A 12,075-nucleotide genomic window follows, 5' to 3' on the forward strand; every position below is an offset into this window, starting at 1 on the left:
CCGGAAGATGCTGGAGGACTGCATGAAAGCCCGCCTGAACCGGCATGATTGGTTGCCGAAGGTCGTGCTGTCTTCAAACGGCCAAGGTGTCGCACTTGCCGGCTCCGACCAAAACTTCATGCGCGCCATGAAGAGAGCAGACATCATTCATGCTGACGGCATGCCTGTGGTGTTTGCCAGTCGCTTGACGCGGCATCCACTTCCCGAGCGAATCGCCACTACCGATTTCTTCCACGACGCAGCAAAGGCAGCATCCGAAAATGGCCTCTCATTCTTCATCTTGGGTGCGAGTGAAAGTCAGAATGAACAAGCCGTCGTTCAGATCCAACGCCTATATCCGGAGCTGAAGATCGCAGGCAGAAGGAATGGATACTTCGACGAGGCGGAAAGTGAGGCCGTCTGTGCAGAAGTCCGCGCAAGCGGAGCGGACGTCCTGTGGGTTGCCCTTGGCAAACCGAAGCAGGAGTACTGGTCCATCCGCAATCGCCATAATCTGAAAGGCGTGGGCTGGATCAAGACTTGCGGCGGCCTTTACGCGTTTCTAGCCGGGGACGCGCCAAGAGCACCGCAGTGGATGCAAGCGCTCGGACTTGAGTGGCTGTTCAGGGCCCTGAATGAGCCGAGCAGGTTGGGCCTCCGATACCTCGCGACCAATCCTTATGCGTTCTACCGGCTGATCCGATATACCGAGTGGAGCAGAGTACTGCGCCGCAAGAGCAGTGCTACGCCATGATGAGCAATGACCAGATTCACTGCGCCCTCGTCACGGTGATCATCCCCCTTTTCAATCGTGGGGATTCGATTATCAGAGCCATCAACTCTGTTCTGACCCAGGATGGTGTGGAACTCGAACTCATCATTGTTGACGACGGGTCTACCGATGGTTCGATTGCGTTGATCCGTCGCGAGATTACTGACCCCCGCCTCCGCATTATCCAGCAACAGAATGCCGGTGCTTGTTCGGCGCGTAATGCGGGAATTGATGCGGCGCGCGGTGAGTATGTGGCGTTCCTCGACTCCGACGACATGTTCCTTCCAGGCCACCTGTCCCAGTCCCTTCATTGCCTTAGCGAAATGCCCGAGCCAGCAGCGGTGTATGGGCGGATCTTGGTCGATAGAGGGCAGAACAAGACTTTCCTGAAGCCCCCCAGAGCCATCCGTCCAGACGAACCCATGTCGGAGTACCTGCTTTGCGATCAAGGTTTCGTGCAGACATCCACCGTGGTCCTTTCCAAGGCTCTCGCCCAGCGCACGCGGTACGACACTTCACTTCGGTTTGGACAGGACACTGACTTCGCAATCCGGCTCGCCGCAGCCGGAGCGAGGTTCGAGATGCTGGTCGAGCCGCAAGCAATCTGGACCGATCATTCAGCCCCAGGGCGGGTTTCAAACGCGCTCGACCCCTTCCCCCGTCTGGACTGGCTTGCGAGGCGTAGCGAGCAGATGACCGCCAGGGCCAGGAAGGGCGACCAGGGATGGTACGTTGCAAAGGCAATGTTCAAGCGTGGCCATCGTATCCGGGCAGCGTCCCTGTATCTGCGCGCGGTTGTTGGAGGATGCTACAACGCGAAGCTGGCTGTTCGGATTGCGCTGCAGATCTTCCTACCGACCCGCCTGTACAGGAAGGTCGCCGACCTGACGCTTTCCTCACGGCGACGAATCAAGTACATAGAGCCCCGAGCATGACGCAATCGAGCACAGTGGCAGGCAGCCGACCGGCGCCGCCCAAATCCATTCTGCGCATCGACATTCAGGCATTGCGGGCAATTGCTGTCCTGTTAGTGATCCTCGATCATCTGGTCCTTATCCAGAAGCTGCCAGGCCATCCGTTGGGTGGATTTATTGGAGTTGATGTCTTTTTCGTCATATCCGGATTCCTGATTACCCAGCATCTTGCCAAGGAAGTGGCTTCCACAGGGAGCGTCTCGTTTCGCGACTTCTATCGCCGACGTGTGCGCAGAATCCTGCCCATGGCATTGCTGGTGATTGCAACGACTCTCGTTGCGTCTTGGCTGGTTTTCTGGCCGTGGCAGACCGCATCATCTGCGCTGGATGGGCTCTGGGCTGCTCTTTTTGTTTCGAACATTGCATTTGCCCTTCGCGGCGTTGATTACTTCTCGGCGGATCACGTTTCAGTGTTCCAGCACTACTGGTCGTTATCAGTTGAAGAGCAGTTCTATCTCGTTTGGCCGGTGCTCATAGCGGCCGCAGCCTTGGGTGGTACACGCGACAAAGTGCTGCAGCGGAGACTGTTCTGGATCGCGCTTTTTGTGGGCTGTGCGTCATTAGTCTGGGCTTGCCTAGAAACGAGATCGTCCCCTGCCGGCGCCTATTTCTCCACCTTATCGAGGGGGTTCCAGTTTGCCATTGGTGCGATAGTCGCTTTGACCGGCCCGCGACTTGCGAACCTGAGCCACTCTGTGCGTCCGTGGCTCAGTGGAATTGGCTTGGCGATGATCATCGCCTCCGTATGGTTTGTGGACCCCTCAACCGGTTTCCCCGGTCCTATGGGATTGCTACCTGCATTGGGGGCTGGACTATTCATAGCAGCAGGAACAGGAACCGCCCGTCAGATCGCATTTTGGCCTCTTCGCACGCGGCCGATGACCTACCTTGGTGACATCTCGTACTCACTGTATCTGTGGCACTGGCCAGTGATCGTTTTCCTGAGCGCCCTGATACCGCGCGACATTGTTGTGGTGCCCGCCACGCTTGCGCTTACCGGCGTGCTTTCCATCATCTCTTACCGGTTCGTAGAGCAGGGTGTCCTGCGCTCAAAATGGCTCCTCCCCGCTGTGCGGACGCAGCCGTCGGAGCGCGCCCTCCACCGGCAGCCTCACGGCCGCGACACCCTCTTGCGCAATGCGGGCGTCATGATTTCAGCAATTGTCCTGGTTGGAGCCACCATAGCTGCCGGCGACGCTGCCGTGCGCAGGATTTCCTCATCGCGAGTGGCAAACACGCCGGCCGGCACGCTTCAGTTGCAACCGCAGCCGGTATCCGCGTTGAAGTACATCGAAGAGATTCAAGGCCTCATTGCCACTTCGGACGTAAAGAGCGACTGGACCGGCCTGAAACCCGCGATTTCGGACATCAGCGCATATGGCACAGAGCTGACCAAGGAGTGCTGGACGGGCCAGCGTGACGACCCGCGCAGTTGTGTGCGTGGAAACCCTGAGGCACCCCATACGATCGTGGTACTGGGAGATTCAATTGCCATGAATGCCGCGTTCTCCGTAAACGCGTTCGTGCGCCAGAATCCCGAATGGAAGATGATCGTGTACGCAAAGCTTGGCTGCGCGTTTGCCAACATGGACCAGCCCGCGCCCGACGGCTCGCCGTACCACGAATGCACTGCATTCAGGAAATGGGCGCTCGCCAAGATCAGGGAGGACAAGCCGGATATCGTGTGGACGACCTCTGCGATTCCGAGTCGTACATCGAGCTCATCAGAGGCGCAACTGGAAGACATGTGGAGACACGGCGTGGAGGATTCGCTCAGTCAGCTGTCTGCAGTGCCCCGGATTCTGATAGTTGCGCCACCGCCAGCGGGGCAGGACCTCGTGTTCTGCTCAAGGCCTTTCAACCGGCCTTCTGACTGTTCAGGATCCGTTTCCAGTAGATGGCTGCACATCAATGCCGCAAGTCGTGATGCGGCAGCTTCTGCAGGCAGGACCTATATCGACACAGGACTCTGGTACTGCAACCGCAATGGATACTGCCCTGCTGTGATTGGAGACTACATCGTGCGCCGGGATGAGCGGCACCTCACCTATGAGTATGGGGAGTTCCTGGCGCCGCTGGTCAAGTCATGGGTGGAAGCAACCTCCGGCGACAGGTAGGTCACGGGCGATGATTGCGTTGGCGGGCCCAATGTCGGCAAGCTATCCGCGGTCTAATCCCTTCACGCCACTTTCAACGCGCCCCCAGTCCGGGGGCCATGGTCCGGAAACTAGCCGGGCCGTCCATTTCCGAGCCACAGAACGTGCCCGATTCAAGCCATACTGATGCTGCGCCCTGCCTGAGGCATCCATCCAAGCGACCTGCCCGAGTAGTAGGTCTACTGCTCGGACTCGCAGCGGCGACACCTGGATTGGTGTCACCGATTGCTGGTCTGCCTCTCCGTCCTTGGCACGCATTCATCCTTGCCGCGTTCGGTTTGGCCCTATTGAGCCGCGCTGGCTCACTGCGAACTTCGAATGCTTCTGTCCCCAAGCTGGACATAGCCGTTCTGCTCCTGACGATCATTACGGCGATCATCGAAGCTTCCAATGCCGTTTACCTGAACTACGCACCGGACTACATGTTTGTAGCACGCCCCATGATCTGGTTGATGATCTACTGGGCTGCACGACTTTCCGTCAGCTCATTGGAAGATTCAAGGCGCCTGCTATTCTGGTTCGCACTGCCAGCGGTTCCATCTGTCGCATTGGGTTTTGCCCAGATTCTGGGCGTTGATGCAGTCCAGCAGCTGATCGTTCGGCTGTCCCCTGACAGCGGCGGCTTTATTGCACGGCTGGAGGACGGAAGGCTGATCCGCGCTACAGCACTGGTCCAGCACTGGACATCGTTCGGATCGTACCTTTGCACGGTCGTGGCGGCATCAATGGCACTGCTCACGTTGTCACGCATCTACAAGCTCGGGAAGGAATGGATAGCTTGGGGCTTGCTCGCCATTTCAGGCATCGGCGTGCTGACCACTTTGACTTTGGCTCCCATCGTCACGGCTTTCTTCATCTTTGTCGGGGGGTTGAAGACTGCACGCGCGGTAGGCCGGGCTGCTCCCATGATTCTTCTTGTCGCTGTCGTAGCAGCCGCGTCGCTTGGCTCCCTGTTCGCCGAACGCTTTGAACAGCAGTTCGCCACTAGCCGTGAGGCAAGTAGCGACGGCGCCAGTACCTGGGTTCCTTCGACTCTGGCTTATCGCTACAACATCTGGGTGACTGAGACGATCCCAATGATCAAGGATCGACCACTGACTGGATGGGGCACCAGCGTCTACGAAGCGGCAATCTCGAGCCCGGATACCAAGCGAACCTACCCCTACCAGATGGCCTGGAGCTCGCCGGAATCACAGTGGTTCAACCTACTGATGACCTTCGGCGTCATCGGTTTCATCGGGTTTCTCGCGGTATTCTTTCTTATGTGGACGACGCTTCGAAGAGCATCCAAGGCAGGGAATCAGTGGATTGCCCGGCCTACCATTCTGCTCTTTGTTCTGATGCTGATATCTGCGTTCACCGCACCGGTCTTCACCAATCATGGGCTCCCAGTTGGCCTCTGGACGCTGCTCGCGCTTGCGTCTGCCTTTGCTGCACCGAGCCGAGCATGGCGCTCGTCCTGACGCCATGACCAGCTTCTCCGTTTCATCCCTCCGGCCCGCCGCCTCCAGGTCCCGATGTCCCGTTCTCTAAAGATCGCCAAGAACTCAGCCTACCTCTACTTGAGGATGCTGCTGGTCCTTGCCACAAGTCTGTATACCGTGCGCGTGGTCTTGCAGGCACTGGGGGTCGATGACTTCGGCATCTATAGCGTGGCTGGTGGGATTGTCGCCATCTTCTCATTCCTCAATAACACCATGTCCGCAGCTGCGCAGCGCTTCATGGGCATCGATATCGGCAAGGGCGACCAAGTGGCCCTCGGAAAGACGTTCAATGCAACATTCATTGCACACGTTGCTATCGCTGCTGGCGTCGTTGTTCTCGGTGAAACGCTCGGCATGTGGCTTCTGCGAAGCGCATTGGACATTCCACAGGGCCGACTGCCCGCTGCCGTCATGGTGCTCCACCTATCTATAGCGGCATCCGTGGCATTGATCCTGCGCACGCCGTTCAATGCTCTAATCATTTCAAGACAGAAAATGTGGTTCTTTTCAGCCACTAGCGTCATAGAGGCGTTGATGAAGCTCGCGATCGCCTTCATGATTTCGCACACAGGCCTCGACCGGCTGGTTCTGTATGCTGCGCTGGTATGCTGCGTATCTTGGTTGATGCTCGGCTGCTATTTGCTTTTCTGCCAGATGCACTTCTCCGAATCACGGTTTGCGCCGCATCGAGAGTGGAAGATCTATGCCGCATTGGCATCGTTCATCAGCTGGAGTTTCATCGGCAGCTTATCGAACGTTTTCCGGACCCAGGGCTCCAATACACTGCTTAACGTGTTTTTTGGTCCGGCTTTGAACGCCGCACATGGTGTAATGACCCAGGCACAGAGTGCAGCGACGCAGTTTGCGAGCAGCTTCCACTTGGCGCTCAGTCCTGAGATCTATCAGAGCTATGCGCAGGGTGAACGTAAGCGCCTGCAATCCCTTGTGACCATGGGCTCCAAGCTGAACTTCATTCTTCTGGGGATCTTGTTCCTACCCGCGATCCATTGTATCGACTACCTGCTTTTCATCTGGTTGAACACTCCGCCACCGCACTCGGCAACATTCATTAAGTGGATGCTGGTCAACATCCTGCTCGAGACGGTCTCACAACCCTTGATGACTGCGGCGTCGGCAACAGGGCGCATACGAAACTACCAACTCGTCGTGGGCGGCGTCATCCTGCTCAACCTTCCCTTGACCTGGCTGGCCTTCGCGCTGCATTCCAGACCTGAGAGCTTTCTCTGCATAGCGCTGGTGCTCCAGGTTGTTACGTTCTGCTTGCGCATATGGTTCCTGAAGCGAATGATGGATTTTGACGCCGTCGCCTACATCAAGACGGTAGCTCTCCCCTTGTTGATGCTGCTTGGCATTGCCGGCGGACTGCTCCTGGCAGCAAATGCTTGGCTTGGCCCTCCCCTCACCTTCTTCGATATCGCATTCCATGGAATGCTGCTGGCCCTACCTATGGCGGCTGCTTCCGTATTTGTCGGGCTTGGCAAAGATGAGCGGATTTATATCGTGAATAGAATCAAGAGTCGGAAGAATAGCAATGGCAAATAGTCCATCGTCCAGGGAGTCCATCGTGCGCCTACTCCGCAAGCGCATCCGCATGTGGGCGGATCTGGCCAAAGTCCTAACCTACGATGCGCAACGTTTTGTTCGCCATTCCGGCCTGCTGCGCAAGTCGAAGCATCCGCCATCAATGGCCGCCCTCATCACCAAGCAGTACCACCGCATCGAGAAGGGGCTCGCACTTCCCCAGCCGCGTGCCGGATTCGGGGAAAGTGGTATACACGAGCTATGCATGCTCATACAGGAAGGACTGCGGAAGCAGACATGCAGGTCCGAGATTACGCTCGCAGTCGACGCTTTGGTCGGCTATCGGGACTTCAATCTCAGTCATGGAATTTCGCCTTTCCCATGGCTCGATGCAACTATCAAGCTTGCAGTCAATTCCGGCATAGCCGTCACAGGAACGCCGGTCAGGCCGGGTGCGACTCATCCGTCACTTCCTACAGGCAATCCGGGTCTGGATATGATTGTAGGGAGGACGTCCGTACGTGACTTCTCGGACTCATACGTTTCTGATGCAGTGCTCGAGCAGGCAGTTCTAGCGGCACAGCACGCACCCTGTGTCTGCAATCGACAGTCCGGCCGAATCCACTTGCTGAGAGACGAGGCAGCAAGGAAAGCCGCTTTGGCGCACCAGAATGGCAATCGGGGATTTGGTGACACCGCATCCGTCATCGCTGTAGTAACTGTTGATCAAGCAGAGATGCTTGAGCCGACGGAGCGTTATCAGCATTGGATTGATGGTGGAATGTTTGCGCAGAACTTCCTACTGGGCCTACACGCCCAGGGCTACGGTGCATGCCCACTGAACTGGTCATCGTCAGTGGCAAAGGATCGGCAGATCCGAAAGGCCCTCTCGTTCCTACCGGCGTCGGAGACAATCATCATGCTCATCGCAATCGGTGCACTCAAGAGTGACTACCATGTGGCGCGCTCTGCCCGCCGCCAGCTGTCCGAGGTCATGAAGATCGTATGAAAGTTGCCGTCCTTACCCTTTCACTCTACGCCAACTATGGTGGGAATCTACAAGCATATGCACTGCTTACGGCGCTGAAAGACCTCGGCCACGACGCATGGTTCCTCAACCGTGAACGCCATAAGGTCCCCTTCTGGAAGGTCCCGCCCATGCTTACCAAACGGCTGCTGAAGCGTTATGTGCTCGGGCGGAGAGTCAAGATTCGTGATGGCCTGCTCGACCAAAAGGAGCGCGCTATCGTGGCGCAGCATTCGCGGCGCTTCATTGCTGAGCGGATCCAACCACAGACAGATGAATACCTGAGCAGCGCTGCTCTCAGTCAGCACATGCCTGGCCTTGGATTCGGCGCTGTTATTGTCGGTAGCGATCAGGTGTGGCGCCACAGATTCGTCAAGTCAAACCTGACCGACTATTTCTGCGGCTTCATTCCCGAGTCAGACCTTAGCACGCGCCGCATATCCTACGCGGCGTCTTTCGGAACGGCTGAATGGGAGTATTCACCCGAGGAGACGCAGCGATGCGCCGCTCTGGCAAAGCGCTTTCACGCCATCTCTGTTCGGGAAGACACGGGTGTCGACCAGTGCCGTGAAAAATTCGGCGTATCTGCGGAACATGTCGTGGATCCTACGATGCTGCTTACGGCAGATCGTTACACCCAGCTGATTAACGAACCGGAGCGCAGATCAGAGGGGATCTTGGTTTACATCCTGGACATGACTGCCGAAAAGCAGAGGATTGTAGATCAGGTCGCCTTGCAACTTGGCCTTCCAGTATTCTTTGTCAATGCAAGGCCTGAAAAGAACGATGCATCCATCAATGTACGCGTTGCGCCCCCGGTTGAAGACTGGCTACGCGGTTTCCGGGACGCTGCATTCGTGATCACCGACTCCTTCCACGGAACGGTGTTCGCCATCCTGTTCAACAAGCCATTCATCGCATACGGCAATGCCACTCGTGGCATGGCACGCTTCAGTTCCCTGCTTGGCATGTTCGGGCTGCTTGAACGCTTGGTAGCCGGAGCGGATCAACTCGGTGACCTTGCAAACCAGCCCATTGAATGGAATGAAGTGAACCACAAGGTGGCCAGCGAGAGAGCGAAGGGTCTCGAATTTCTTCGTAGTTCGCTGAGCTGAGGTTGGGCTTCCTGGCCAAGTCTGGATCAGGAAGCCTTCCGAAGTTCAATTGCACGCAGGTAGGCAGCATGGTGCTGCCTGCCTACGACGTCCCAGTCACGGCCACTAAGCTGTGGTGGATTGCGCTGCATACTCCGTACCTCTTCCAGAACTGCCAGAAGTTTTGCCTCTGAAAGATCGCCGTCGAACATGTTGACCCAACCAGGTCCAACCTCTTCTGCCAGCAACTCATTGGTGGGTGAACGCGGTGCGAGCACTGGCCGTGCGAGGGAAAGCGCAACCAGGATTGCACCAGAATTGTGCATTTCCCTGTACGGCAGCACGACGAGTTCCGAAGCGTAAATCTCGGAAGCTAGCACGTCATCCGGGACGAATTGCAGTCTGGCGCTAACGCGCTCATCCTGTTCGCAAACTGCCTCAATCAGGCTCCGCAGTTCGGGCGTTGGCCTGCCGACTACACGCAGGGTCTTCGTGTCATCTTGGATCGACTGAAAGATGCCCAGCAATCGCTCCACACCTTTGTAGGGACGAATAAGCCCGAAGTAGAGCAATCTGCCAACTCGTACATCCGTAGGCTCTGCACCGGGGTATCGCCCAATGTAATGCCCATGCAGGATGGTTACTCCAGTGGACTCATCCATCGGTGTCGCGGTGTTCAAGCGAATGTTGAGCTGGGTGGCCGCATCGAGCTTGCCAAGCAGTCTGCGCTCCACACTGTCCCCTTCCTCATGCGGCTGCAGATTGTGCAATGTGCGCACAACGGCAATCCCCGACAGCTTGAAACGAAGCAGCAGCAACCGGAAAAGGATCCGCTTTACCATCTGGGTGAGTGCACCCGGCGCTCTGACCAACTGCTCCGGCCAATGGACATGGAAGACCTGATATCGACCAAGCAGCGCCGTTCTCCAGGAGAAGTACCGGTACTGCGTCTCTACGTGCTTGCCCTCGGTCAACTGGTCTACGAACTTCGTGGTACCGTCCGGTGGCGAAAGCGAGAGAAGCACTTCAACAGTCATCGACATTCCTAGTCGGGTCAGACCAAGCATTCTAGTCTTTCAAGCCCGACTGGTCATGAATCTATCCATCTCCTCCGCATTGCCAGTCCTTGCATACCCTTTGGTCACGCTGGGCGTTGATATCCTGCACGCCTGATCAACTTCTGGCTCGGGTATGCGCACCCTATTCAGTTTAGTGCTGCTTCTTTCGCTGTCGCTGACCTCGACGGCTTCGGCAGCTCCATGGCCCTACATAAGCTTCGACCCGGAGCACTTGGACTGGACGAGGGCACAGATTGCCGCCGGGAACGAAGCAGTGAAGCCAGCATACGGGGACCTACTGAGGCGCGCGGACCGCCTCCTTCAGCGCGCACCGGCCTCGGTGATGGATAAGCGCCGCGTGGCTGCCTCTGGCGATAAGCACGATTTCTTTGCAATGGCCAAGTACGCATGGCGCGACGCTTCCAAGCCCGATAGCGCTGCGTATGCAACAAGGGACAGTGAAAGGAACCCCAAGGCAGAAGACGGTGACTTTGACCGGAAGCGCTACAACGATACCGTGCGCAGCATCAATGTACTGGCGCTGGCCTACCGACTCTCAGGCAAGCGCGAGTACGCAGTAAAAGCCGGGCAGCTGTTGAAGGTCTGGTTCATCAATCCCGACACACGAATGAATCCGAATTTCCGCTTCGCGGCGATGCGCCCTGGTGCCAACGACGGGCACTTTAGCGGCATAATTGAAGGTGTGGTTCTGGTTGAGATGCTGGACTACGTCGCCCTGCTTCAGGATTCAGGAGCACTTTCGCAATCCGAAGAGACTCGCTTGAAGAGTTGGTTCAAGGAACTGGCAGACTGGCTGCTCACCAGCGACTTCGGCCGCAGGGAAAGCGCGCAGTCCAACAATCATGGCAGCTGGTACCGGGCACAGGTCGCTGCGTTTTCGCTCTACAGTGGTGACGCGGCTCGCGCAGAGTCCCAGATCAGAGCAGCCAGAGGTCTTATCAGGGCTCAGTTCGCTCCAGACGGCAGCATGCCCCGTGAGATGGCCCGGGCCAATTCGGCGATGTACTCGGTCTACGGGGTCCGCTCCGTCATCTATCTCGCCCGGCTCTCTGGCCAGTCGGAAAGTTCTCTCTGGCAGGAGCAGGCCAATGGCAAGCCGCTTATCAAGCATGCGCTTACATATCTGGCGCCGTATTATTCAGGCCAGAAAAACTGGTCATCGGGTCACGTTAAGACAGCAGTGGACCCTTACGTGATCCAAGTCTTCCGGCTGGGTGCCGCGGCTTATTCCACGTCTGAGTTTGATCCAGCCATGAACCACATCATCGCCCAATTGCCGGCGACCGATCAGCGGGCAAGGCTGCTTGGACCGCCGAAGGCCGTCCCGGATTAAGATCTGACCATTAGATCCCCGCCAATGCCCTGACCGGGGAAACTGCGTAGGCAGGTCTTGCCCGCGGTCCAGAGGAATTTTTCTGAGGGGGCAGATTTGTCCTGCATTTCCGGATAGAATGCCCATCCGCATCGCTTCTGGTGGTTGCGGCGCCCGTCACGGTACTGCCGATGACGCGGCGAAGCGAAAACGCGCTCGTAGCTCAGCCGGATAGAGTAGTGGCTTCCGAAGCCATTGGTCGGGGGTTCGAATCCCTCCGGGCGCGCCATCTTCCCCTGCTCCCGTCTGCCCTTGCAGGCCCCGCCTCCCAGCAGGACGCCCCCCAGCAACACCCCAGCTCCCAGGGCCCCACCGCCCAGCGCTTCAGCCGGCGGCAAAGTGCCATGGCCGATCGTCAGCGCGAGCCTCCGCGCGCCCGCCCCGGTCACCCGAGCCCATGCAGCGCCCGCAGCTCAGGGTCCTTCTCGACCTCGTACAGGTTAAACAGCTGCGTCGCATCCCGCGACCAGCCCCCTTCCAGCCAGCGCCACGTCGCCGCGTCCACCCGCGGCAGCTTCCGCTCCAGGCAGTAGACCCGGCTGCCATCGCCCGAAAAGTACCCGCCCAGCAGACGCCAGCGCGCGCGATCCACCCCG

Annotated in this window: 10 protein-coding genes and 1 tRNA gene; 9 read left to right on the top strand and 2 right to left on the bottom strand. The window is 57.7% G+C overall.

Annotation, left to right across the window (positions count from 1 at the left end; translation table 11 throughout):
• The first annotated feature begins 22 nt into the window (after window positions 1-22).
• The 7 genes from AC1VXD_RS03280 (at window position 23) to AC1VXD_RS03310 (ending at window position 9,049) form a co-directional block, all read left to right on the top strand.
• The gene (locus tag AC1VXD_RS03280) at window positions 23-733 is read left to right on the top strand and encodes a WecB/TagA/CpsF family glycosyltransferase (protein WP_482990811.1); all 711 of its coding nucleotides are present in this window, start codon (window positions 23-25) and stop codon (window positions 731-733) included.
• Window positions 730-1,686, top strand: coding sequence for a glycosyltransferase family 2 protein (locus AC1VXD_RS03285; RefSeq protein WP_482990812.1), 957 nt, complete (start codon window positions 730-732; stop codon window positions 1,684-1,686). Before AC1VXD_RS03280 ends, AC1VXD_RS03285 begins: the two co-directional genes overlap by 4 nt.
• Window positions 1,683-3,842, top strand: coding sequence for an acyltransferase family protein (locus tag AC1VXD_RS03290; protein WP_482990813.1), 2,160 nt, complete (start codon window positions 1,683-1,685; stop codon window positions 3,840-3,842). Before AC1VXD_RS03285 ends, AC1VXD_RS03290 begins: the two co-directional genes overlap by 4 nt.
• A gap of 254 nt (window positions 3,843-4,096) precedes the next feature.
• Entirely contained in the window at window positions 4,097-5,344 is a 1,248-nt protein-coding gene (locus AC1VXD_RS03295) for an O-antigen ligase family protein (RefSeq protein ID WP_482990814.1), read from the top strand.
• A gap of 54 nt (window positions 5,345-5,398) precedes the next feature.
• On the top strand, window positions 5,399-6,928 hold the full coding sequence (locus tag AC1VXD_RS03300) for a lipopolysaccharide biosynthesis protein (RefSeq protein WP_482990815.1): 1,530 nt from the start codon (window positions 5,399-5,401) through the stop codon (window positions 6,926-6,928).
• Window positions 6,929-6,950: 22 nt separating this feature from the next.
• On the top strand, window positions 6,951-7,916 hold the full coding sequence (locus tag AC1VXD_RS03305; protein ID WP_482990816.1) for a nitroreductase family protein: 966 nt from the start codon (window positions 6,951-6,953) through the stop codon (window positions 7,914-7,916).
• Entirely contained in the window at window positions 7,913-9,049 is a 1,137-nt protein-coding gene (locus AC1VXD_RS03310; RefSeq protein ID WP_482990817.1) for a polysaccharide pyruvyl transferase family protein, read from the top strand. The genes AC1VXD_RS03305 and AC1VXD_RS03310 overlap by 4 nt, the downstream gene beginning before the upstream one ends.
• 26 nt (window positions 9,050-9,075) lie before the next feature.
• On the opposite strand, the gene AC1VXD_RS03315 is transcribed toward AC1VXD_RS03310, so the two are convergent.
• The gene (locus AC1VXD_RS03315) at window positions 9,076-10,065 is read right to left on the bottom strand and encodes a glycosyltransferase (RefSeq protein WP_482990818.1); all 990 of its coding nucleotides are present in this window, start codon (window positions 10,063-10,065) and stop codon (window positions 9,076-9,078) included.
• Between the two features lie 154 nt (window positions 10,066-10,219).
• On the opposite strand from AC1VXD_RS03315, the gene AC1VXD_RS03320 reads away from it, so the two are divergent.
• Window positions 10,220-11,440 (top strand): alginate lyase family protein, encoded by a 1,221-nt coding sequence (locus AC1VXD_RS03320; protein ID WP_482990819.1) that lies wholly within the window; start codon window positions 10,220-10,222, stop codon window positions 11,438-11,440.
• A gap of 191 nt (window positions 11,441-11,631) precedes the next feature.
• A tRNA-Arg gene (locus AC1VXD_RS03325) sits at window positions 11,632-11,708 on the top strand.
• A 156-nt stretch (window positions 11,709-11,864) separates the two neighbouring features.
• Here AC1VXD_RS03325 and AC1VXD_RS03330 read toward each other — a convergent pair.
• Complete coding sequence (locus AC1VXD_RS03330) at window positions 11,865-12,071, bottom strand: hypothetical protein (RefSeq protein ID WP_482990820.1); 207 nt, start codon at window positions 12,069-12,071, stop codon at window positions 11,865-11,867.
• Window positions 12,072-12,075: the final 4 nt, after the last annotated feature.

It is taken from the genome of Stenotrophomonas sp. STEN054, from assembly GCF_056854535.1.